Raw genomic sequence first — 24,079 nt, forward strand, 5'->3', positions numbered from 1 at the left:
TCCTCCATTCTTCTTGTCTATCAATAACATTCCTGATATATTTCCAAAATTTCTTCATGACTCATTTTTCTGTAACTTCCAGGAGACAGATTGCAGGAATCCGCAATTTCTTTAAGAGGCGTGTGTTCTGTTACGCCAAGCTCACGCAAAGTGGCAGGAAGACCGATTTCCCGGATAAAGTCTGCCAATGCCTCTACTCCTTCCCTTGCCATCTCCTCATCGGTTTTATCTCCTCTTGGTATCTCCCAGACATTTTCCGCAAAGCGTACAAACTTTGCCAGACCGTCTTTATAAATATGCCGGTAATAAACCGGATGAAGAACAGCCAGGCCGCAGCCGTGGTTGCAGTCGGTATAAGCGCCGAGCTGATGTTCCATTTGGTGGCATTCAAAATCACATTTCTTTCCCAGTTTAGTGATACGGTTTTCTGCCATAGTGGATGCCCATAACAGGTTGCTCCTTGCCGTATAGTCTTTCGGATTTTGAACGGCAGCTCTCAGGTTGCGGATCGTACTTCTCATCAGAGCCTCGGAGATATCATCGGAGACATTGTCCGTATCCGGCTCGCTAAAATACGTCTCCATAATATGTGACAGAATGTCAAACCCTCCGGAAACCATCTGTTTTACCGGGACACTGTACGTATATGTCGGATCCATCAGTGCAAACTTTGGATTACACTGAGGATAATCTCTTCCTGTCTTAATCTTGCGCTCTTCATTGGTAATCACGGCTCCGCCATTGCATTCGCTTCCGGTACCTGCCACCGTGACGATCACTCCAAGAGGAAGCGGTTCAAAATCGATGATTCCCATCTTCTCCCAATAATTCTCCCAGATATCTTTTGTACTGACCGCTGCCATGGATACCGCTTTACAGCAATCCATCACAGATCCGCCTCCAATGCCAAGGATCCAGTCAGATTGATGTACCCTAGCAAGTTCCGCCCCTTCCAGAACTTTTTGATATGTCGGATTTGCCATGATTCCTGAAAACTCTGCGACTTCAGCTCCAGCCTTTTCCAGTATATCCATCACTTCCTGATAGATTCCGTTCTTCTTGATGGAACCTCCACCGTAAGCTAACAAAATCCGTTTCCCGTATTTTTCCACAAGGCAGGACAGATATTCTTTTACACAACCTTTTCCAAAATAGACTTTTGTGCTATTTTCATAAATAAAATTGTTCATCTCATTTATCATCCCTTTCTTGCTTTTATTATAAAAAAAACAAGACTTCATAAGAAGTCTCGTTTTGTTATCCAGTATAAACCTGTTGGTTATCTCTTTTGACATTTCATAATATTTGTCAGCAGCGCTGTGTGTCTTCTTTCAGAATCGCATCAACAGTAGATCGAGCATTTTGTCTAACCTCTGTATTTATATCGTCATAAGTGATCAACGCTTTCCATAAAGCCCATCCTCTTGCTCGATCAACCATATCGCAAGGCAGATCCGCCAAAAAAATCTTCCTGGATTCAGAATCAAAATACGTCCAGGCCATGGCATAATCACAGGATGGATCTCCTGTACCCAATATTCCGAAATCGATCATACCATAAAACTTATTGTTTTGAAGCAAGATATTTCCAGGTGCGACGTCGCCATGCACCCAAACATTTTTTCCGGTATATATTTGGGAAATACACTGATCCCATATAGCACGAAGCCTCTTTACCGGCAAACGATCTTCCAACGTTTTTAATGCGTCCAAAGTTTCCATATGGTAAACTCTCAAATCGCCGCCTCGATAAAAATTATGCTGCCCTGCTTTCGGTCCATTACTGCAATCGATGGCCTGCAATTTTTTTAACGCCGCTGCCAGTTCCTTTGCAAATTCTTTTTGATCGATATCAGGGCGTTCCAATAACGTATGACCTTCTATCCACTGATTGACCGACCATGGGAATGGATAGACACTTACCGGTTTCCCTGCTGCAATCGGCTTTGAAATCGGGTAATCAAGGTGTTCCTGTAAATATGGCAGCCATCTGATTTCTTTTGCCGCTTGGGCGGCATAATCTTTTCCACTGGGAAGGCGAACCGCCATTTTGTCCCCCAAATGAAAGGTGCGGTTATCATGTCCACTTTTGGATACCGGATAAACTTTTAAATTCTGCCATTGCGGAAATTGTCCTTTTACTAACTTTTCCACTAGTTCTGTTGTGATTTCCATAATTCTTATAAACCTTTCAGATTTTCATTGTTCATCTGTCTCCAACTACTTTCCGGACTGCCGATAACAACCTTTTTACTTTTTTGGATGGCTCGTTCGCGTACAAAAGTCCAAATGGGATTTCATATTTCCATTTTACTGGAAGAATCTTTATAAGCGGATGTACACTTTCCCAATTTGGGATTGCCAAAAGGATATCGTCGCTGTTTTCACAACGGTTGAAAATCTCAGTATCGTAAAATTCAAAATCGATTACCTGAATTTCCGGATGATTCTTCCAAAGATCATCGCGCAGTATGTCCACATACTTGCTCCATCCCCTGCGTATCAAAAGCAGATTCTCCCCGTGCAGATCTTCCAGTGTCAGGCTTTCCTTCTCTGCCAGTCTGTGATGAAGTGACACCCCACAACAAAAAGGTTCCTTGGATATCTCTATACCGCTGCATTTTCTCAGATTCAGCATCGCATCATCAAAGATTCCTGCGACCACATCGATATTTTGGCCAAGATTGGCCAGTATCTCCCTTGCATTTTCCGGAGTATTTTCAAAAGGAATCAACTTGAATTTTAGCTCCGGGCAATATTTCTGAATTTTAGGCCACAATGTCATAAATACCTGCGGCGGTGTCATTGGAGAAGCGCCTATGCGAATCACTTCCTCCGTATCATTCATCGCACTTTCCGCCCTTTCCATGGATTCCTTACAGTACTGGATGACGTATTTTGCATCTTTGTAAAGGGATTTTCCGGCTTTTGTCACAATCAGCCCCCGGTGTGTCCGCTCAAACAGCTGCAGGTTCAGGCTGTCTTCCAGAGAATTGATCTGCTTGATTACTGCCGGAGAAGTAATATACAGTTTTTCTGCAGCTTTGCTGAAGCTGCCAGAATCCACGACACATATAAAAGTTTCCAGTTGGGGATTATACATCATACGGGCATCTCTCCTTCATATCTGTCTCTTCTCATCATCCGCCCCACATCACTTTTTCATTTTTATTATATCTGCGGCTTTTTCCTGCGTCAAGGCTGCCTCACTGATAATTCCGGGAAGAATTGTCGTCTATTTTCCAATTCCTCTTCTGTTTATGCCCGCGGTTTCAATGGTCCGTAAAAATAGCTGGAAGTTGCACCGCCGTCAACCAAAATAAGAAAAACTTATGTGAAAAGACCGCATTGTCTTCTTGACAAATACGGTCTTTTCTTAGCAGAATATTTTTACAGTAAAATCCTAATTGTTTCTGATAGCTTTACAGAAATAATGTCCGATAAACACAAACATCCCCATTGCTGCCATGTAATCAAAGAGAAAGAAGATTACCGGTTCTGAATAATCGAAGAATACAAAATGAACCTGCATCAGCATATAACTTCCAATATCTCTTTTGATAAAAGCATACAATCCATAAGCTGCAATCGCCGCTCCTGCCGTCTGCACAATCCGGTGCCGCACTCGGGATGATCCCGGAAATATTTTCCCCGCCATCCCCATCATCCCTCTCAAGTGGATTCCCAGATGTAAGGACATCAGCACAAAGTCCCAATAAGCGCAGGTCATATGGGCGATTCAGGATATGGTGAAGGATAAAGAGCAGAAACATGCCCACTCCGATCCACTCGTGCAGCCCATCTCCGATCATTTCATAAGGCATGAGAAACAAAAGTGCTGCAGTCAGAAGTATATCTGTCAAAATTTTCAGTTTTTGTATCTTTGTAAACACTCTATTGCCCCTTTCTTACTCTCCTGTATTCCTTTCCCAAAAATCAGCTGCACGATCAATCCATCCTTCTGCAGCGGTACCTTCTCCCAAACCGAATCCATGGCGCAATCCCGTCACTGGTACCTACACAGGCATAAGTGGGCGGTTCATTTCCTGTAACATCAGACAGTCCTGTATACTGCATGATAACCGCAGCCGGTGCAGGGTACTCATCTTCTCCAAAAGCCGATGTTCCATAAGAACCGAGCCAGGCAGCCATACGTGCTCCTGCCGATCCTCCCCACAGGGAATAGTCCTCAGTATCAATCTGAAGTTCCTCCCTATTTTCATGCAGGAATGCAATTGCTCTTGCCAGATCCTCACACGCGGTCTGGGCACCAGGACGGTAAATCAGAGCAAACGCATTGTAACCCATTTTGGACAGCTCCAACGCCTGAGGAAAACTGTCATGCATAGCTGCAACATAGGAAAATCCGCCGCCCGCATTGACGATCGCCGTCTTTGCTCCAGGCTCCCCCCGGAAGAAAAACAATCCTGTATCTTCTTTTGCCGGGTCTTCTTCTTTTTCTTCCTCGGTATAGATGTCATAAAAAATCTTTTCTCCTGAAGACGCGTGGTCTTTCAGATAGTTTGCAATCTCCACAGTCCGATCCGGATTCACATTGTTGTACCAGATTAGGATTTCTTCTACATCCTGGAGTCTGAGATCCTCATCGATCGCCCGATCCACTGGAAAAATCAGCCTGCCATAGCCATCAAACGCCGGATCACTGATGACATCTGCGACCTTTGTATCCAGCGTGTAAGCACTGCCGTTTCCAACAGTACTCCCTCCTTGTCCGCTTTCTTCCCTTGAATTCCTGTCTTCTTTTCTGCTGCATCCTGAAAATACCAAACAAGAAACGACGGTCAGGATCAAAAATTCCTGAAACTTTTTATTTCTCATCGCATATCTGAACATTTTCATAGCGTCTGGCCTTCTTTTTGAGGATATTTATCTGTTTACTTTTTTATCTTGGATCCGCCAAATACTTCTGACATTGGAACAGACTCCAGCATATTGTCCAGCTCTTTTACTTCCTGTTCTGTCAGTTCGACATCTGCCGCCTGCGCATTTTCGATGAGTCGTCCATATTTCCGAGTTCCTGGGATCGGCACGATCCACGGTTTTTTTGCCATCATCCAGGCCAGCGATATCTGTGCAGGCGTTGCGTTCTTTCTGTCTGCCATCCCTTTCAGATAGCGGAGCATTTCCTCATTTTTATCTATGGCTTCCGGAGTGAACTGCGGCATTACACTTCGATAATCCGTGCCTTTCTCAAACTTTGATTCTTTATTGTATTGAGCGCTCAGAAAACCGTTCGCCAACGGAGAGAACGCCACAAAACCAATCTGAAGCTCTTCCAGAACCGGAAATATCGCTTCATAGTCGCGGTACATCATGGAATATCTGTTCTGCACAGCTGTTACCGGGCAGACTGCATGAGCACGTCTCAACGTATGTTCATCCGCTTCTGAAATTCCGAAATGGGTAATCTTACCTGCATCAATCAACTCTTTCATCGCCCCTGCAGCCTCTTCTACAGGCACTTTTGGATCAATCCGGTGGATATAATACAGATCGAGATGATCTGTCTGAAGCCTCCTTAGAGAACCATCGACCGATGCTTTGATCGTCTCCGGTCTGCCGTCCGGTATCAGAGGTTTATTGACTTCTGAAGAACTCTCGTCAAACCGGATCCCACACTTGGATGCCAAAACAATCCTGTTCCGATATGGTTTCAATGCTTCCCCAAGAAGTTCCTCGTTGTCATGTGGATTCTCACAAGTTCCGTAAAGCTCCGCCGTGTCAAAAAAGGTATACCCTTTCTCGACAGCCTTACAAAGCAGTTCTGTCATTTCTTTTTTATCCGCCGCCGGTCCATAGGCATGGCTCATCCCCATACATCCAAGTCCGATGGCAGATACTTCCAGATCTTTTCCCAATACGCGTGTTTTCATCTTCTTCTACCTCCCAATTTAGAATTCTAATCCTTCTGCCCAGGAACGCACCTTATTTTCTGCGTCTGTCACATCATTTCTGGAAATATTTAATCCCTCTTCGCTGACATCAGCGTCCGGCTGAACGTCTGCGATCGATTTCATTATAAGAAAAACGAGCCTTCCATAGAAGACTCGTTTCGTTTTGCAGTATAAACCTTTTCGTAAATAGTGTGCTTTTTCTATATTGTCTTTTTCCAGAACATTGTATATTCGGTTTCTCCTGTGGCTTCATCAACTGCTTCTGACAGTATAGAAAAGCCCTCTCTGAGATAAAATGCCACTGCCCGTGTATTTTTCTGATACACGCTCAGTGAAAGAGTATCATGTTTTTGCTTTGCAGATATCAAAAGCTGCTTGCCAATTCCACAGGAACGACAGTTTTTATCCACGAAAATTCCAGCGATATATTCGTTTACCATACCGATAAATCCCTGTATTTTCCCATCTGTATCGCAAACAAAAACTTTTGCCTTCAACAAATCTTCCTGTACCTCTGCAAAATGGGACCGCCAGTATTCTTTTGGTATAAAAGAGTGTGCGTCCTCATTTCCTGCAAGCCATAGCTTCATAACCTGTTCTGTATCTGATGTATGAAATTCTCGAATCATCTTTCTTTCCTCCTGTGTTTTGCCGCATATCGAATTAAAACAAGGGCGGTAAGCGTAATCATACATAGTCCGGAAATGAAAAACCAGACATTCACACCCACTTTTTCTGCGATCGGACTGCTGAAAAGTAACCCAATGGGCATTGTGACGGAAGAAATCAAAGTAAGTACCGAAAATGCCCGCCCCATTTTTTCAGGGGCAACTGTTCCCTGTATATAAGCAGTCAGCGGAATGGTATGAACATTTCCAGAAGCACCTAAACAGATACAGCTTGCCGCAAAGAAAAGCCATCCAATATAAGTCGGTGGTATTACACCGCAGATAAGTGACGTAACACCCATTCCAAATAAACCGATAAAAGAAAATAGGCGACAACCCCTGATATTCCAAGCATTAAAGGCGAAGATGTTTTTTCAGCAAGCCACCAAATCAATGCAAACTGAACACCGTGACTTCCCAACATGGAAATTGCCTGTCCCAATGCAACAGTGATAAACTGTGATTTCCACTTTTGTATTTTTTCCATATTAAATTGTCCTCTCATTTTCAAAATGTTTTTTCAAATAAGGGACAATATCAAGTACGATAAGTCCCCTAGCATGCTGCTGCCAACATCAAGCCACCTCCCTTAAAATAGGTATGTTGTCTTTTTTCAATCGGTGTATATCTTTACTATCCTGTCCGATTTCGTACATTATTCATTATATCCGATTTCGTACATAAGTCAATAGTTTTTTTATTGGAATAGTGTTGGTTACTGTTTATCCTCCTTTTATCTCAAAAATCCCATCTACAGCCCTTTGCTTACGATGGCTCCGGCAGGGCAATTCACATAGCAGTTTCCGCATTCATCACAGCGATTTCCCCTGATACGATAAGGTGTTCCCGACACTATCGCGTCAAAAGAACAGACAGTCTGGCATTTCCCGCATCCAATACATTTGTCTGTAATTGTAAGACCTGCCGGCTCCACTTCCATTCCCCCGTAGGAAAACCGTTCCCTTTCCAATTTATGATCCCGATGTTCTTTTCCATAATCAAAATCATAACATTCGCCTTTTGCACGATAAATAAGAAAAATTCTTGTAGCTGGATACTTTTTTATATCGTATACTGCCACATTAAAGTCACGGTTATGTGCAGCTTTCTCCTCTACTTCTTTCATAGAAAGCTCACGGACATCGCCGGTAAGGCGCACAGAATATCCAGGGACAAAAGAAGGAAGATTATTCTCATCATGCATTACCTGGCTATTCGGATACATGCCGCAAACCGTAATATTTCCGGCTTCTTTTACCTGCTTATAAAAAGGCTTTACTATCATTGTCCGGAAGTAAATTCCATCCTCATCCCATGCGAAAAAATGTGCGATTCTGGATTCTGCTCTGCCATCATGTATTGTTGAAAATGTTGTACATCCGATTTTGTCAAATTTTTCATAAATTTCTTTAATTGTCATCATAATTTCTCTCCTTCAACGAATTTTTTCAAAAGCTCTGTCTGTGGATCATTCAGACAATCCACAGATCCTTTCTCTACAATTTTTCCTTTATCCATAAAAAGAATATAATCAGCAAAGTTTTTTAAAAATTTCAGCTCATGGGTTACGAAAATAAATTCTTTTCCGCTGTCTTTCAGTTCCTGAATCACTCTCAGCACCTCGGCTGTCAGAATTGGATCCAGAGCTGCTGTCGGCTCATCCAGAAATACCAGCTGCGGATCTGTTGCCAATGCTCTTGCGATAGATGCCCTCTGAGCCTGTCCTCCAGATACGGCATCAGGCTTTTTATCCATCTCCGCTTCCATCCTTACTTTTTTCAGCATGTCTTCTGCCCGTTTCTCTGCGTCTGCCCTGGACATTTTCTTGATTTTGTTTAATATAAGCACTATATTTTCTTTCACGGACAGATGCGGAAACAAGTTATGTTTCTGGAACACATAGCCGATCTCTTTTTGATACTCCTTTATGGACTTTCCGTGGAGCAGCGTCCCGTTAATCCATATCTTTCCTTTCTCCGGCTTTTCCATGCCTGCAAGAAGCCGGAGAAGTGTGGATTTTCCACATCCGGATTCTCCTATGATCCCCAGAGCGTGTATGTCTTTAAGCTCCAGTGACAGTTCATCCAGAATCTTTCTGTCATAATACTTGGATACGTGCTCTAATTTAATTTCCATTTTCCAGCCTCCTTCCGATATATTGCGCCAGCACAGACAGTGGTATCGTGATCATCAGATACATCATCCACATTACCAGATATCCTTCTACAGACGCCCAGTTTTTGGAAGAGATAACCGTGAGTACATACGAGATTTCCGGCACGGAAACAATCTTCAAAAGAGCGGTGCCTTTGATGATTCCTGACAGATGGTTAATAAGAGCCGGCAGCATCGGCTTTACCATCTGCGGAAAGATGATATACAGATATCTCTGTACTCCTGTAAAATGATACAGGTTCATTACCACGTACTGATCCTGGTCAATTACCGCTGCCGCACTTTCATAAGAGTTCGCCACATACGGCATGGTGTAGAATGTCATGGCAGCTATTCCCAGTACGAGTTTATTGGATATGCCAAGCATATTTCCAAACACATACACCATCAGAAAAACCATGACAAGCATCGGCGTTCCCATGATGATTTCCCGGAATATAACTGCAGCGGCCCGGATAAACTGCACTCTGCTTTTCAGCATCAGATAGAACAGAAAACCCGATACCATGCACAGCACCAAAGAGATCATGCTGATATACAAAGTCGTCCAGAGTGCTTCCAGAAGCATGGTCTTCTCATCCAAAATCAAATGATATCGCGGGTTATCCGTAGTACAAAGCAGAACATATACAATCACTGCCGCAAAGATCGCAAAAGCCGCGAAATTCTGGAGCCATTTCGTTTTTGCCCGCATTTCTCACTACACCTCCGGCACTCCGCCTTCCGGCGGATAGATTCTGTATTCCAGACCTTTACTCTCATCCTGAAGGTACTCTCCGATAGCTTCATCGTACTTTTCTCCTGCTTCCATGTAAAATCCTCCATCTTCATACATGGATTTTATGAATGAATTCAGCTGTTCCAGCAGTTCCGTATTTCCCTTCTTTACCGCCATGGCAGACTGGCTGTATTCTTTGATCCCTTCATACACGATGGTTGTATCCTTGTTAGCTGCGTGATCCCCGAGAATCGTATTCGCTCCCACCAGCACGTCTGCCGTATTCTGATTGATTTCCATCAGCGCGCTCGCGATTTCTGTCACTTCTTCTACCTCCACGCCGTATGACTGCGGTACAGATACTGATATTGTCCCGGCAAGACCTACAACCCGTTCCCCTTCAATACTGAAAAATTCTTCCGGTGTCATATCATTCGTAACATGATTTTTTTCTGCAAAATCCTTATCTACAAGAGCCAGCGTCCTTCCATACAGATACGGTTCTGAAAAATCTACTTTTTCTTTTCTCTCTTCCTTTATACTCATATCTGAAATGACGACATCTGCTTCTCCCGTCTCAAGAGATGTGATCAGCATGGAAAAGTCTGTATTCACGATTTCGATGTCTCTGTCCAGGTATTCCCCAAGAGCATACGCGATATCTACCTCAAGTCCTTCTGGATCTCCATTTTCATCAGTCCCGGTAAATGGAGGGAATTTCAGATCCATGGCAACTTTCAATGGTTCTCTTTCCTGCGGATTCCGGCCGCTCTCCTCAGAAGAGGAGGCACATCCTCCCAACACTCCCAGCATCAAAACTGCCGCCATAAGTACTCCTGCTTTTTTCTTCATACTGTTCCATTTCTTTTTCATATGATCTCCTCCTGAATTTAATTATTCTTCTGATCTGCAATTTTCTCTAAAATCTGCCCGATATCTGCATTGATGCAGACCGCTCTGTTTTCAATTTCCTGCGGGCAAAAAGCTTCCCCGTAATTGATGCAGGCATATACTGCCTTAGGCTCCTTCCATGTCATCTGCCAGAACGGGTATTTGATGATTCCCGGGGTGTTGGCTCCCACCCCCAGCTCAAGGAACAGAATATAAAGTCCTCGATTTCTCTGCAAAAACTCTTTATATCTGTCGGAAGCTTTATACCAGCCCTCGTCCTGCACAAAAGTCATATCACAGCGAAGATTCATTGTCATAGGCGTACCGCATACAGGACATTTTGGTATTAATTTCATTGGAATCTTCATATCCTTTTGTTCTTCTGCCATCTGACGGACTGCAGCTTCATTGTCATAGGTTTTATCATGACAAGGTCTGGAGCACTGCCACAGCCCATAATCTCCCTGTGTGTAAAACAGTCGTTTTTTGTCAAATCCTGCCAGCTGAAACTGATGGTCTACATTGGTAGTCAGAACAAAATAGTCTTTCCCCTTCAAAATTTCTAATAAATCTTTGAAAGGTTTCCCAATACTAGCTTCATATCTGTTGATCAAAATGTGCCGGCTCCACCACGCCCAGTATTCTTCAAGCGTATCGTACGGATAAAAACCTCCGGAATACATATCTGTAATTCCGTATTTCTTACGAAAATCCGAAAAATATTTTTCAAAACGCTCTCCACCGTAGTCCATTCCTGCTGAGGTTGAAATTCCCGCTCCTGCACCTACAACAATTGCTTCTGCCGTATCTATTTCCTGTTTCAATTTTTCAATCTGTTCGGAGTAATCTTTCGTAAATGCGGTAGTCTTCTTCTTTAAAAACATTGAATATCACCTCCATCTTGCTTCCAGTTTTACCTTTATACTCTTTTACCGTGCTAACTGCGATTTCTGCTGCTATACTGTTTGGGAAATGGAACTCTCCAGTTGAAATACAGCAGAAAGCAATGCTCTTCAGCTGATAGCTTTCGGCCAGCTCCAGACAGGATCTGTAGCAGCTTTCCAGCAGCGTTTTGTCTTCTTCTCTAAGACGTCCACGGATGATGGGACCTACCGTGTGCAAAATGTATTTACTTGGAAGGTTAAAAGCAGAAGTAATTTTCGCTTTACCCGTTTCTTCCTCCTGATCCTGCTGCTCCATGATCCGGGCACATGCCTGCCGAAGCTGTACCCCTGCGTATGTATGAATAGCATTATCAATACAGCCATGGCAGGGGAGAAAGCAGCCAAGCATCTGACTGTTTGCTGCATTCACAATCGCATCACATTTAAGTGTCGTAATATCTCCCTTCCAAAGATAAAGATCTTGTTGTGCTGGTTTCAGATCAGCCAAATCCGTAATACCTTTCCGCCTTATTTCTTCCTGTAAATATGCATCCTGTATCAATAAAAATTCTTTGTCAGCGGCTTCTGGCATCCGGAGATTAAACAGCGCCCGAAGCATATTTTTCTGGCTCTGCTCGTCATCAGGAATTTTCATCTCGCCATACTTGGGATCTTCTTTCATTAATTCCCTGATCAAATAGAGTCGTTTTTCTGTTTGTGTCATGTAGATACACCTCCTGTAATTTATCTTATCTCCGTGATGGAGAATCGTAAAGTAAGCACAATAATGTGCCATAGTTACCAGTTGGTAACTATTATGATTTATAATCTTTCCCAGTATTTCTGTATTGATTTTTTCCCTCTTCTGTTATAAGATTTCTGTACATACCAAATGTAAACCAGGTATATATATGCAGTCTGGTTTCTTATGGAAAGCTATAAAGATTACTTTAAAGGAGGAAGTCATATGCCAGAGCAAATAGCAAAAAAAGAGCTTCCGGCGTGTCCGGTGGAAACGACGCTCACACTGATTGGGGACAAATGGAAAGTGCTGATTCTCCGGGATCTGCTCCCTGGCACAAAACGTTTTGGAGAACTGAAAAAATCTATCGGAAGCGTTTCGCAAAAGGTACTGACCGCTCAGCTTCGAGATATGGAAAAGAACGCTCTCGTAAATCGTAAAGTATATCCGGAAGTTCCTCCTCGAGTAGAATATTCCCTGACCGAATTGGGTCAAAGCTTAAAGCCTATACTCGATGCCATGTGGAACTGGGGAGAGGAATATAAAGCAAGAAATATATAAGCAACACAAAAAGGCTGCAACATCTATGCTTAACAAAGCATATTACTGTTGCAGCCTCTTTCTTGTCAGGCTAAATTACTTTTCTGATTGGATCCGCCAATTTTATCAGCTTATATTCTGTGATTTTTCAACCATTCGCTTGCATAACCTGCGATCTCACGGATACATCCATCCTCTATCGGCGATGTCAGGCCTGCACCTTCCACAAGACCAAGGAAGGTGTCGGTACCGCCCCGTTTTACAAACTCTCTGTATTTCTCCCACGCCTTGTCCCAGTCTTTTTCTATCTCGAGCCAGAACTGGAGCGCCACTGTCTGTGCAAGGCAGTAATCAATATAATAAAACGGTGTCGCATAGATATGGTTCTGTCTCTGCCATCCAGCTCCTCGTTCATAAAACGGAATCCCTTCAAGATCGAGATACGGACGATACCGTTTTTCCAGATTCAGCCACGCTTCATTCCTCTCCTGGGGCGTCATCTCCGGATGTTCATACACAACCTGCTGGAAATGATCAACCAGACAGCCATATGGGATAAAATTCAATGTTCCCTCCAGATGAGAGACTTCATACTTCCGGGTCTGATGCTTGAAGAACAGCTCATACCATGGCGTTGCGAAAAACTCCATCGACATGGAATGGGTCTCCGCCGCTTCCATGGACGGAAGGCGGTTGGAAACCAGATCGATATGTTTTTCTGCCATATAATCTGCAAATGCATGTCCCGCTTCATGTGTCAGAACATCCACATCTCCTGCCGTGCCGTTGAAATTTGAAAAAATAAACGGACAGCCGTACCCTGGTATATCACAGCAGTAACCGCCTGTTGCTTTTCCCGGTTTTGCCACCACATCAAACAGTTCTCTTTCAAACATCATGTTGATAAAGTCTGCTGTCTCCGGAGACATTTCCGTATACATTCTGCGCCCTGCTTCCATGATTTCTTCATATGTTCCCTGCGGAACCGGATTCCCATCCAGAAAGCGGAAAGAATCATCATAGATTTTCAGATTGTCCACGCCAATGCACTCCGCCTGCGTTTTCTTGTTTTCGCATACAACCGGCACAAGATCTCTTACAACCTGATCACGGAAATCTGAAATCGCTTCCGGCGCATAACAGTTTCTTTGACGCCGCACATATCCAAGCTCAACAAAATTTTTCATGCCAAGTCGGTGTGCCTGTTCGGTACGATTCTTCACAAGTTTATCGAAAATCTCGTCCAATTCTTCCTGATTGTCGTCAAAAAATTTTCCGTATGCCTCATACGCTGCCCTTCGGATCTCCCGATCCTGGCTCTGCATAAGCAATCCCAACTGTGAAAGATTGTACAACTCTCCTTGAAATTCGATCTGAGCCCCGGCAAGCAAAGACTGATACTGTGTCTGCAGCGCGCTTTCTTCCTGAAGAAGTTCTGTAATCTCAGGCGAAAAGCCTTTCATAGCCAGTTCCAGATTCAGAAAAAGCACTTTCCCGAATTTTTCTTCCAGTTCGGTTCGGAAGGGCGACTGGAGCAGCGCTTCATTGTATTTCTGCATTTCTTCTTCCAATATCGGAGAAATACGATTGTTATATTCCCGCTCCTTTGCATAGAACTCATCTTTCGTATTTACCGTATAACGGATATATACAAGAGAACTTGCTGTGGAAAGTTCTTTCTCCACCTCATTCATTCTATAGACTGCCTCTATCTGTTCTTCAGCAGATGAGGCATTTTTTACTGTCTCTGTGATTTCCCTGATTTTCTTCTTTGCTTCTTCCAAGTCGATTCTTTTGTAAGTAAATTCACTGAATTTCATTTTTGTCCTCCATATAGCATGCTAAATCTGAATACCTTACATCGCACGGTATCATTTTAGAAATTCCCGGATCACTTCAGCCACAGCCTCCGCATTGGAATACATGGCCGGATGGTTTCCTTCCGAAAACATACAGATTTCCGCTCCCGTTTCTTCTGCCACTGCTTCATATTCCTGTCTGAGATCCTTTCTTGTCATAGTATCTCCCAAACTTCCGATCAACAAAAGGGGAAGCTGCAATTCTGTCAGAGGTTTTATGAACAACGGTATCCTCTTCTTTGCACACTGCACAAGCGCCTCGGTATTTTGATCCACAACCTGTTCCCAGTCGTCTCCCTGGCACCATTGATAAAATCCTGCTGCCTGCTCATCCTTCTTGGCATCTGCACGTTCCTTTAGCAGGTTCGCGGCAAAATCATCTGCCAAAGTCCTTCCGTCAAAACTATCTGCCACAATCTTTTCCACTAAGTCACGTCTCAGAAGACCCGCATTTATGGCGGCCCAAGCACCTCCGCTGCAGCCTACAATGCTTGCTTTTCCAAGATCCAGATGCTCCAGCAAAGCAACGGTTTGCTTCGCCTCATCCTGCCATAAATCTTCCTGAAACTTCTCCACCCGATCCGATTTTCCATTGCCAAGAAAATCCACCAAGATCACTTTGAAATGTTCCTCATATAACGGAAGAAGCGGCTCAAACATTTTAGATGATGCGGTATCTCCATGCAGAAAAACAACCGGTTTTCCTTCTCCTCTTTCAGAATAATAAATCTTTTTTGACTGATAAGTAAAATATGACATCCTTATGCCTCCTAATCACTACCCGTTTTCAGTAACAGATCAGCAAGGCATTTTCTTCTGCCCTGCTTTGATTACTTCAATGTCCAGATTCCCATATATGTTACCTCCGATCTTAAGATAGTTTTAGTATAGCACAGAACCGGAAATGTTTCAGACAATTTCGAAAAATCTTATGATTAGACCGTATGCTATACCCATGCGGTGTTCCTGCATACTGCGTTTCTTTTCTGTTCGCTTCTTAATAGGCTCTGCCTAATAAGGATTGACTTTCATAATTGAAAACTATATTTTGATTTGATATACTGACGATAAACAAAAAAGGAGGCAATTTTTATGGAATTACGTGTCCTTCAATATTTCCTTGCCGTAGCAAGAGAACAAAGCATTTCCGGAGCCGCCCAGGCTTTGCACTTATCTCAGCCAACACTTTCCACTCAGATCAAAGCGATGGAAGAAGAGTTGGGTAAACAGCTTCTGATACGTGGAACTCCCGGTTCCCGAAAAGTGATCCTGACCGAAGAAGGGATGATTCTGAGAAAACGCGCAGAAGAAATCCTGTCTCTCGTAAACAGAACCACCAGTGAGATTGCCCTTTCTGATCAGTCGATTGCCGGGGACGTCTATATCGGTGCCGGAGAAACAGACGGGATCCGCCTTCTTACCCGGGTTGCCCAAAAAGTTCAGACCCAGTATCCTCATGTGCACTTTCATATTTCCAGCGGAGATGGAAAAGATGTGCTGGAAAACCTTGATAAAGGCCTGATTGATTTTGGTCTTTTACTGCAGCATGTGGATATTACCAAATATGAAATGATCGAAATTCCAGTCAAAGAGACATGGGGCGTACTGATGCGTAAAGATGCACCTCTGGCAGAAAAGGCAGTAATTGCACCGGAAGATCTGTGGGATGTGCCCCTTATCATATCCCGTCAGGCATACTCCAGCGCCTTGCTTTCTTCATGGCTGAAACGAGATTTGACTGAACTCAATATAGCTGCGACTTACAGCCTGCTGTATAACGGTTCTCTCATGGTAGAAGAAGGAATGGGCTACGCCCTCTGTCTGGACAAAATCATCAATACCAGCGGCGATAGCTGTCTCTGTTTCCGCCCGTTTTCCCCTTCCCTGAAACTTGGTGTATATATTGTCTGGAAGAAATATCAGGTTTTCTCCAAAGCCGCTGAAAAATATTTAAATATGCTGCGGGCCGAGCTGGAGGGCCTCATTTGAACAAATACTCTCTCAGAAAAAAGGGGCAATCCTCACAAGGAAGATTGACCCCTTTTGATAAAATTAAGATACTTCTTTAGAAAATCAAAAAAGCAGCTGCACTAACAGCATATAACATACGGCTCCGCCTGCGATGGATAACATCATTTGCCGTTTCCAGCAGTGCAATGCAATGACCACCACAATCGCAATCAATTCCGGCAAACCGTGACTGCCGCTGAAAATACTCACATCTTTCAAGCAATAAATGACAAGCAAACCAAATACCGCCGCAGGCAATACCTTTCCAAGATACTGTATGTACTTCGGTGTGGACTTGCCTGCTGGAAACAATAAAAAGGGAAGGAAACGAGTTGCCATAGTTCCGACAACAACCATCAAAATTGTAATAACCTGCTGTGTGAATGTCATTCTGTTTCACCACCTTTTTCCATCGGCTTCTTTAGCAGTGTAAGCACTCCAAGAATCGCGATCATTGCAGGAATAATAAAATTGTCTGCTCCAAAAGCAATTAGGCAAAGGAGCGAAATTCCAAGACCTAAAAGGGCGCTGGCATGCCTTTTATCCTTGAACCATTGTTCCATATAAATTACCACGAACATGGCTGTCATTACAAAATCCAGTCCCTCCGTATTAAAATGAATGAAAGAACCGAAGATACCTCCCAGCGTCGCACCGGAAAACCAATAAAAATGATTCAATAAAGTGACAAAGAACATAAACCATCCGTTATCTACATCTTTTGGAATATTTGCGGTGTAATTGATTGAAAAACTCTCATCGCACATTCCGAAAATAAGATAAATTTTTTTCCAGCCAGTTCCTTTATATTTATCCAGCATAGAAATCCCATAAAACAAATGTCTTGCGTTAAGCATCAAGGTCATGGCAAGAGCCTGTAATGGATTAAATGAACCAAGCAGCATATTTACTGCTACAAACTCCACAGAGCCAGCAAAGATAGTCAAGCTCATCAGCATAGGATACCAAAAGCTGAACCCTGACGCATTCATGTAGATACCATAGGTCAGTCCAAGAAACCAAAACCCGGCAAAGATCGGAATTGTATGCGGGAAAGCAGCTTTTAATGCCCGCAAATATTTTGTTTTCGTTTTAGCTACCTGCAAAGTAAGTCCCTCCATTCCTTTTACCCATTCTGTCTAAAATATCTGCCGATTGTAATCATTATAACATCTGCGGCACCCTTTTTGGACTTAAAATGGATACAAATGGAAGAAGAGTTGGGAAAACTCCCCATTATGCCTTTCTTACCGGATGCCGGATTACCGTCCTCCACTTTTCCACAGGGACACGTCTGGCATCCGAAAGATAAATCTCATGATGCATCCGTTCATTTGAAAAATCACTCACATATCCTTTTTCCCGGGCAAACTGCTCCATAAGCTTAATCGTTTCCGGTTCATCATCAAAGGCTCCGATATGCATACACTGTACACACACACCTTCCTTTACTGTTAGAAACTCCACTTTTGAAAAATCCTGTTTTTTCTTTTTCTCCGCCTCTGCTATCGCCCAGTCAAAATCTGCTTTCTGTACAAAATCAGGCAGACGGATCACTGAGATCCACTGAAATGCTTCCTTTCTCCCGTAATCGATCCCTTCCGTACCGTCCTGCCACCAGAACCCTTCCAGAGGCGGAACAACATAATCAAAATATCCCTGGATTTCATGTCTGCCTTTCTTGCTCATCTTGATCGTAAAGGCAATTCCATATAAGAGGCCGATGGAAGCTTTATACTCTCCTCCTTCTTCGTTTGGATCTCCCTTTCCCCGGACTGCAATAAAATTCATCTCCGGAATCTCTACAATCTGAGGCCGCCTGCCTGGCAGGTAAAATTCTTTGTATTCTTTCTTATAGTCAAATGCCATCCTTCGCTTTTCTCCTTTTCCCTGGTTTCTTTTTCTTCGGTTCCGGAAGTTCGGGATACATTGCTCTTACCATTTCACACAATGCCTCCCTGTCCTCCAGAATCGTACAGGGAAGCAGGGCCGCGGGAGTATCCTCCCATACTTCTTCCCGGCAATCAGGCATAAATCTTCTTGCACTTTCCGTATCCTTTACCGCAAACCCGTCTCCGTAAATGCCCCCGATCAATTTGTCCCTGTAATAAAACAGCCATCCTCCCATCATGGGAATGTAACGGATTTCTCCCAGAGGAGCAAGCTGTTCCGCTACATAAAGCGCCAGTTCTTTTTGTGCCATCACTCTTCCTCCTTCCCCATATTGCTTTTTGTCCCGGATTAATCATTCTTTTTTATAGAATGCTATGACTTTTTCCGCCGTTTCCAGGAGTTTTTCTTTTACAGTTTTCGGCTCCAATACCTCTGCCTTTGCACCAAAGGTCAGCAGCCAGCCAAGCAGCGTATCTTCATCTGTGTAATCCATCTGGAACAGAAGCCTTCCATCCTCCTGCTTTTCAAAGCACTGAGGGCCAAATTCCTCTATGAGTCTCCATTTCATTTCCGGCTCAAACAACACTTTTACCCGGATATTTGCCGGGAAAATTCTTTCATTGGAGAGATCCGGCAGTGGGACCTGCCTGGGTTCGAATTCTTCTTCCATCTTCTTTAAATCCTCCAGCCGGTTCAGCTTAAAAAGGCGGAAATCCTCCCGTTTCATGCACCAGCCCCACACATACCAGCTGGACCATTTAAAGATCAGATAATAGGGTTCGATCACTCGGATACTGTCGCCGCCAGGAGCAAAATAATGAAAAACGATCTTTTTTCTTTCTTCCACAGCATCCTGAATCAGGGATATTTTCGGTAACAAAGATTCTTTATACCAGGATGACAGGTCGATCAGAACCGAATCTCTTCCGCTTACAAAATCTGATGCACCAACTTTCAGTTTCTCCATCAGCTGTCCATAGTAACTGCTCCCGCTGACACTGTCCAGACTCCGAAGACCAGCCATGATCATTTTCATATCCTTGGAAGTCAAAAGCGTTCTGTCCATACGGTATCCTTCCATAATGCTGATACCGCCGCCCGCTCCCTGTGTAGTACGGATGGGGATTCCCGCTCTGCACAGTGTTTCAATATCCCGGTTTATTGTTCTTCTGGAAACTTCAAATTTCTCTGCAAGTTCCGGTGCCGTACACTTTTCCTGCTGCAGAAGAACGGATAGTATGCCAATCAGCCGATCTGTCTTCATTTGCTCCCTCCTGTTTTTATCATAACAAAATAAACATGACAACTATATGTCATGTCTATTTTAACATTTTTTAAGAAAAACTGCAGGGTGCCATACTAGACGATGGGTGGTTCGTTTTAGTAAATGGAACATGAGCAACATCGTTTCTGATATGGAGCGCCTCATTCTTCATTATCAATTCAATCGTATGTGAATTGTCAAGGTATATTTGATTCGCCGCTCTCTGGAGGTAGATGCCCTCAGTTATAAAAAGTGATTATCGCGATGTCGTCCGTACGGCACCAGTCAACATCTGTCATACCGCTATGACAACATTCATTAAGAAGCCTGATTAGTTCCTCCATGGAGACACAGGCTTTGCAAGTAGCTTCCATATCCTATCCTTCATAATTGTAATATTGTAATGAAATAGTCTAAATATCTATCGACTACAATTACAAAGAAATCCAATGGAGTATTTGTTACCTATGTACATGATAGTTTTTATCATTTTTAACCTGATGCTTATTCTCTCTACAAAATATTTTAAAAAATATTTCGAAACATTTTAATACAAGTGTAGATTGCCCATAAATTTAGAAATTTATCATAACCATATGGGCTGCAGAGTTCTATTAAGTATGTAACCAAAACAGATTTGGTGGGCTTTCAACTCATGGCATCACAAAGAGATCGACGTTTTCCTGGTTATTTCTTATGTATACTCTGTCGACCCCGGCAGGTTGTCCGGTATGCTGGCCAGAAGGAACTTTCAACTCACTACCTCACAAGGAGGTCGACGTTCCAAAGTCTGAGAATCAGCCGGAGATTATTCTTTCAACTCACGACCTCACAAGGAGGTCGACTTTTTTTCCTCTCGATCTCCAATAAGCGCCGATCTCTTTCAACTCACGACCTCACAAGGAGGTCGACCTTTTGCCTTAGACTGTTTCTTTTCCCATTCAGCCTTTCAACTCACGACCTCACAAGGAGGTCGACGGCTGTAAATCCGGACGTCTCCCTTGGGGCTGTCTTTCAACTCACGACCTCACAAGGAGGTCGACGTTTTGTTGCCGGGCATTGATTCCGCTCATCAGCAGCCTTTCAACTCACGACCTCACAAGGAGGTCGACTGATATTCCTCCTTATCTTTCTGACAGCATGATCGCCTTTCAACTCACGACCTCACAAGGAGGTCGACAATACAGGAGAACCGCCTTATAAGATTTCTTATGTCTTTCAACTCACGACCTCACAAGGAGGTCGACTGTTACTGAGTACGCCACTTGTGTTGTATCCGGTCTTTCAACTCACGACCTCACAAGGAGGTCGACTGGATTTGGAACAGGATGGGAAACAGAAATGAAACTTTCAACTCACGACCTCACAAGGAGGTCGACTACGCAGCTCAAAAATCACAGATTGTTGCTAATCTTTCAACTCACGACCTCACAAGGAGGTCGACCAAACGAAAGGAGCGAGGGAGAATGATATATAATCTTTCAACTCACGACCTCACAAGGAGGTCGACCTGTTACTGGCTTTAGCTTTTGGAGATTTAATGATCTTTCAACTCACGACCTCACAAGGAGGTCGACGACATCTGATCCAGCGTGTCGTCGTCACTATCAGCCCTTTCAACTCACGACCTCACAAGGAGGTCGACTCATGTATACGTGCCATCATCCATGCTGGGATGCCTTTCAACTCACGACCTCACAAGGAGGTCGACCTACACATCAGGTCTGGCAAGGTAAGGTATGGAATCTTTCAACTCACGACCTCACAAGGAGGTCGACAGAGGCAGGTCCCGTTTTTTTGTACATGGTACCCATACTTTCAACTCACGACCTCACAAGGAGGTCGACCAAAACGGAGAACCTGTCTTTTTAGCGAAGGACCTTTCAACTCACGACCTCACAAGGAGGTCGACTGGTCAGAAAAAGACTACGAAAATGGCATGGGATCTTTCAACTCACGACCTCACAAGGAGGTCGACATATTTACAAGATGCCATGCGTTACCTCACTTTCCTTTCAACTCACGACCTCACAAGGAGGTCGACTTGCCCACTTGCTATACCACGCACTAACAAGCAGCCTTTCAACTCACGACCTCACAAGGAGGTCGACCCTCGCTCATTGTTTTTCTTGCCTAACGGGCAATCCTTTCAACTCACGACCTCACAAGGAGGTCGACCCCGATAATCTTGATGAAGGGCGTCGAGCTGATCGCTTTCAACTCACGACCTCACAAGGAGGTCGACCCTTTATAATATTCTGTCAGTGTACGAGGATGAACGATGCTTTCAACTCACGACCTCACAAGGAGGTCGACGTTCTGCTCATAGGTCGGTATCAACGCCATACACTCTTTCAACTCACGACCTCACAAGGAGGTCGACTTGGCATAACATCATCTCCTTTATTTTTGGGTATCTTTCAACTCACGACCTCACAAGGAGGTCGACGGTATTGGCAGATCGGAAAACCGGAGGAAGTAGATGCTTTCAACTCACGACCTCACAAGGAGGTCGACCTAGACAGTTTCCCACTCTGCTCTACCTCATGGTCTTTCAACTCACGACCTCACAAGGAGGTCGACCTCTATCTGTATATGCATCTAGGATTGATAAGACGGCTTTCAACTCACGACCTCACAAGGAGGTCGACGCGTTAGCTGGTATCGTCGAAGCGTGCAAAGCCCTTTCAACTCACGACCTCACAAGGAGGTCGACGGCCGTATCCGACAGTCGATGTGGCACAGTATTTAGCCTTTCAACTCACGACCTCACAAGGAGGTCGACGATTTTGCTCTATCAGCTCCAGAAACAATATCGTTCTTTCAACTCACGACCTCACAAGGAGGTCGACAGTTCCATTCCGCCGGCATACCTGAATAGCGCAGTCTTTCAACTCACGACCTCACAAGGAGGTCGACGTCATGAACCTTTGCAAGTTTACTTACCAGTACCCTTTCAACTCACGACCTCACAAGGAGGTCGACATAGCCTGTCCGACTTCTGCTCTCTTATCAGAGTCTTTCAACTCACGACCTCACAAGGAGGTCGACGCTACCGGTAGGATGCATTCTCCGATTTGATTAGTCTTTCAACTCACGACCTCACAAGGAGGTCGACAAACGGACTGCAGATAATTTTGATTGACGGAGTGGACTTTCAACTCACGACCTCACAAGGAGGTCGACATAAATCCCAGTTTAGGTTATCAACAATACTATTCTTTCAACTCACGACCTCACAAGGAGGTCGACTTCTTTCAAAAATTTCACTGCATCCATTATTCCTTTCAACTCACGACCTCACAAGGAGGTCGACTGCCATCGCTATACATGGTTTCCGTTCTGGTCCATCTTTCAACTCACGACCTCACAAGGAGGTCGACAATAAGTGTGTGGCATTTGATTTTTGTCTTTTGCTCTTTCAACTCACGACCTCACAAGGAGGTCGACGCTGATCTGCAGCTTGGTATCATCCGGGAGATTGTCCTTTCAACTCACGACCTCACAAGGAGGTCGACGGAGTACAAGGAGGGTATGCCAATGCTGGAATAGTCTTTCAACTCACGACCTCACAAGGAGGTCGACGCCCTGCTGTTTTCGCCTTGCTTTCAGCGTTGGACTTTCAACTCACGACCTCACAAGGAGGTCGACTCCACCTCCTCTCTGCGAAAATTGGAAGCGAAATCTTTCAACTCACGACCTCACAAGGAGGTCGACAGGTAGTCAATGTATACACCGTCACTCTCGTGCCTCTTTCAACTCACGACCTCACAAGGAGGTCGACATTTAAGCCTTTTAAGCCATGCTCAGGGCATAAAACTTTCAACTCACGACCTCACAAGGAGGTCGACATTATTTTTCTATTGACACTTTCGTGTCGTCAATGACTTTCAACTCACGACCTCACAAGGAGGTCGACTTGCCTCCGGTATTACCGACAGCAACAGTCCGGTCTTTCAACTCACGACCTCACAAGGAGGTCGACGTTAAACAACTCCTGCGGGCTGTCGGTGTCATACTCCTTTCAACTCACGACCTCACAAGGAGGTCGACGGCAAATTTCAACAATAATTTATTGAAATTCTATACAATTATTCACTATTATATCCAAATTACCAATTCTCTCACAGCTTTTTGTCTTTCCGATTTTTTATCTAACATGTCTTTTTGCAAGTTTTCTGGTGCGAATCTCCCAACATTTTCTGTCCTCTTTACATTCGCACTAAATAATTAAGGTATCGGTTACGTCAAAACTAGGCTTGACTCCAATATGTTCTACTTTATTTTTATATTTATCCCCCAGATTATAAAATCGCAAACTGTCCGCTTCCTTATCGATGATATCCTCCAAATTTGCTTTTATCTGACGGTACTTCGTCGCGTCAAGCTGACACTCGAAGACAGAATTCTGCACCCGTTGACCATAGTTCACACACTGCTTAGCCACTTTTCTCAGACGTTTACGACCTGCGGCAGTCTGTGTATTTACATCATATGTTATAATCACAAGCATTTCTATT

The 24,079-nt window shown here is 43.9% G+C and carries 24 protein-coding genes and 1 CRISPR repeat array; of the genes, 2 read left to right on the plus strand and 22 right to left on the minus strand.

Annotated elements, in window-relative coordinates:
• Window positions 1-20: 20 nt before the first annotated feature.
• The 14 genes from FLB61_RS01025 to FLB61_RS01090 all read right to left on the minus strand — a co-directional run bounded on the left by FLB61_RS01025 (window position 21) and on the right by FLB61_RS01090 (window position 11,975).
• Window positions 21-1,190, minus strand: coding sequence for an iron-containing alcohol dehydrogenase (locus tag FLB61_RS01025; RefSeq protein WP_221919171.1), 1,170 nt, complete (start codon window positions 1,188-1,190; stop codon window positions 21-23).
• Between the two features lie 118 nt (window positions 1,191-1,308).
• On the minus strand, window positions 1,309-2,175 hold the full coding sequence (locus FLB61_RS01030) for an aminoglycoside phosphotransferase family protein (RefSeq protein ID WP_221919172.1): 867 nt from the start codon (window positions 2,173-2,175) through the stop codon (window positions 1,309-1,311).
• 31 nt (window positions 2,176-2,206) lie between these two features.
• Window positions 2,207-3,106 carry a LysR family transcriptional regulator gene (locus FLB61_RS01035; RefSeq protein WP_330620544.1) on the minus strand — a complete coding sequence of 300 codons (900 nt, stop codon included), beginning with the start codon at window positions 3,104-3,106 and terminating at the stop codon, window positions 2,207-2,209.
• A 297-nt stretch (window positions 3,107-3,403) separates the two neighbouring features.
• Window positions 3,404-3,700, minus strand: coding sequence for a hypothetical protein (locus FLB61_RS01040; RefSeq protein WP_221919173.1), 297 nt, complete (start codon window positions 3,698-3,700; stop codon window positions 3,404-3,406).
• 248 nt (window positions 3,701-3,948) lie between these two features.
• Window positions 3,949-4,860: an alpha/beta hydrolase gene (locus FLB61_RS01045; RefSeq protein WP_330625469.1), complete on the minus strand. Its 912-nt coding sequence runs from the start codon at window positions 4,858-4,860 to the stop codon at window positions 3,949-3,951.
• A gap of 35 nt (window positions 4,861-4,895) precedes the next feature.
• Window positions 4,896-5,894 (minus strand): aldo/keto reductase, encoded by a 999-nt coding sequence (locus FLB61_RS01050; RefSeq protein ID WP_221919174.1) that lies wholly within the window; start codon window positions 5,892-5,894, stop codon window positions 4,896-4,898.
• A 221-nt stretch (window positions 5,895-6,115) separates the two neighbouring features.
• A complete protein-coding gene (locus FLB61_RS01055) occupies window positions 6,116-6,544 on the minus strand; it encodes an N-acetyltransferase (RefSeq protein ID WP_221919175.1) in 429 nt (142 codons plus the stop codon).
• Window positions 6,545-6,854: 310 nt separating this feature from the next.
• Entirely contained in the window at window positions 6,855-7,070 is a 216-nt protein-coding gene (locus tag FLB61_RS12950; RefSeq protein WP_246599051.1) for a hypothetical protein, read from the minus strand.
• 264 nt (window positions 7,071-7,334) lie between these two features.
• Window positions 7,335-8,006, minus strand: a complete 672-nt coding sequence (locus tag FLB61_RS01065; RefSeq protein ID WP_221919176.1) for a 4Fe-4S binding protein — start codon at window positions 8,004-8,006, stop codon at window positions 7,335-7,337.
• The gene (locus FLB61_RS01070) at window positions 8,003-8,719 is read right to left on the minus strand and encodes an amino acid ABC transporter ATP-binding protein (RefSeq protein WP_221919177.1); all 717 of its coding nucleotides are present in this window, start codon (window positions 8,717-8,719) and stop codon (window positions 8,003-8,005) included. Before FLB61_RS01070 ends, FLB61_RS01065 begins: the two co-directional genes overlap by 4 nt.
• Entirely contained in the window at window positions 8,709-9,452 is a 744-nt protein-coding gene (locus FLB61_RS01075; RefSeq protein WP_221919178.1) for an amino acid ABC transporter permease, read from the minus strand. Before FLB61_RS01075 ends, FLB61_RS01070 begins: the two co-directional genes overlap by 11 nt.
• A 6-nt stretch (window positions 9,453-9,458) precedes the next feature.
• A complete protein-coding gene (locus FLB61_RS01080) occupies window positions 9,459-10,349 on the minus strand; it encodes an ABC transporter substrate-binding protein (RefSeq protein WP_087199369.1) in 891 nt (296 codons plus the stop codon).
• Between the two features lie 17 nt (window positions 10,350-10,366).
• On the minus strand, window positions 10,367-11,251 hold the full coding sequence (locus FLB61_RS01085; RefSeq protein WP_221919179.1) for an SIR2 family NAD-dependent protein deacylase: 885 nt from the start codon (window positions 11,249-11,251) through the stop codon (window positions 10,367-10,369).
• The gene (locus tag FLB61_RS01090) at window positions 11,196-11,975 is read right to left on the minus strand and encodes a protein-ADP-ribose hydrolase (protein ID WP_221919180.1); all 780 of its coding nucleotides are present in this window, start codon (window positions 11,973-11,975) and stop codon (window positions 11,196-11,198) included. The genes FLB61_RS01085 and FLB61_RS01090 overlap by 56 nt, the downstream gene beginning before the upstream one ends.
• Window positions 11,976-12,218: 243 nt before the next feature.
• On the opposite strand from FLB61_RS01090, the gene FLB61_RS01095 reads away from it, so the two are divergent.
• Window positions 12,219-12,554 (plus strand): winged helix-turn-helix transcriptional regulator, encoded by a 336-nt coding sequence (locus FLB61_RS01095; protein ID WP_221919181.1) that lies wholly within the window; start codon window positions 12,219-12,221, stop codon window positions 12,552-12,554.
• A 110-nt stretch (window positions 12,555-12,664) separates the two neighbouring features.
• On the opposite strand, the gene FLB61_RS01100 is transcribed toward FLB61_RS01095, so the two are convergent.
• Window positions 12,665-14,353: a M3 family oligoendopeptidase gene (locus FLB61_RS01100; protein ID WP_221919182.1), complete on the minus strand. Its 1,689-nt coding sequence runs from the start codon at window positions 14,351-14,353 to the stop codon at window positions 12,665-12,667.
• Between the two features lie 51 nt (window positions 14,354-14,404).
• Window positions 14,405-15,151, minus strand: coding sequence for an alpha/beta fold hydrolase (locus FLB61_RS01105; protein ID WP_221919183.1), 747 nt, complete (start codon window positions 15,149-15,151; stop codon window positions 14,405-14,407).
• Between the two features lie 333 nt (window positions 15,152-15,484).
• Here FLB61_RS01105 and FLB61_RS01110 point away from each other — a divergent pair, with 333 nt between their 5' ends.
• Window positions 15,485-16,381: a LysR family transcriptional regulator gene (locus FLB61_RS01110; protein WP_221919184.1), complete on the plus strand. Its 897-nt coding sequence runs from the start codon at window positions 15,485-15,487 to the stop codon at window positions 16,379-16,381.
• Window positions 16,382-16,465: 84 nt separating this feature from the next.
• Here the strand turns inward: FLB61_RS01110 and FLB61_RS01115 are convergent, their stop codons facing one another.
• From FLB61_RS01115 to cas2, 6 genes are all read right to left on the minus strand, one after another.
• The gene (locus tag FLB61_RS01115; RefSeq protein ID WP_221919185.1) at window positions 16,466-16,792 is read right to left on the minus strand and encodes a branched-chain amino acid transporter permease; all 327 of its coding nucleotides are present in this window, start codon (window positions 16,790-16,792) and stop codon (window positions 16,466-16,468) included.
• Window positions 16,789-17,508, minus strand: a complete 720-nt coding sequence (gene azlC, locus FLB61_RS01120) for an azaleucine resistance protein AzlC (protein ID WP_246599052.1) — start codon at window positions 17,506-17,508, stop codon at window positions 16,789-16,791. The genes FLB61_RS01115 and azlC overlap by 4 nt, the downstream gene beginning before the upstream one ends.
• A gap of 130 nt (window positions 17,509-17,638) precedes the next feature.
• A complete protein-coding gene (locus FLB61_RS01125) occupies window positions 17,639-18,271 on the minus strand; it encodes a GyrI-like domain-containing protein (RefSeq protein ID WP_221919187.1) in 633 nt (210 codons plus the stop codon).
• A complete protein-coding gene (locus FLB61_RS01130; RefSeq protein ID WP_221919188.1) occupies window positions 18,261-18,605 on the minus strand; it encodes a TfoX/Sxy family protein in 345 nt (114 codons plus the stop codon). The genes FLB61_RS01125 and FLB61_RS01130 overlap by 11 nt, the downstream gene beginning before the upstream one ends.
• Before the next feature lie 42 nt (window positions 18,606-18,647).
• Entirely contained in the window at window positions 18,648-19,559 is a 912-nt protein-coding gene (locus FLB61_RS01135; RefSeq protein ID WP_221919189.1) for a helix-turn-helix transcriptional regulator, read from the minus strand.
• A gap of 645 nt (window positions 19,560-20,204) precedes the next feature.
• A CRISPR array of direct repeats spans window positions 20,205-23,612; the repeat unit is 32 nt; unit sequence CTTTCAACTCACGACCTCACAAGGAGGTCGAC.
• Window positions 23,613-23,781: 169 nt separating this feature from the next.
• Window positions 23,782-24,072 carry a CRISPR-associated endonuclease Cas2 gene (gene cas2 / locus FLB61_RS01140; protein ID WP_221919190.1) on the minus strand — a complete coding sequence of 97 codons (291 nt, stop codon included), beginning with the start codon at window positions 24,070-24,072 and terminating at the stop codon, window positions 23,782-23,784.
• Window positions 24,073-24,079 lie beyond the last annotated feature (7 nt).

Origin of the sequence: Sellimonas caecigallum (assembly GCF_019754295.1) — a bacterium.
GTDB lineage: Bacteria > Bacillota > Clostridia > Lachnospirales > Lachnospiraceae > Sellimonas > Sellimonas caecigallum.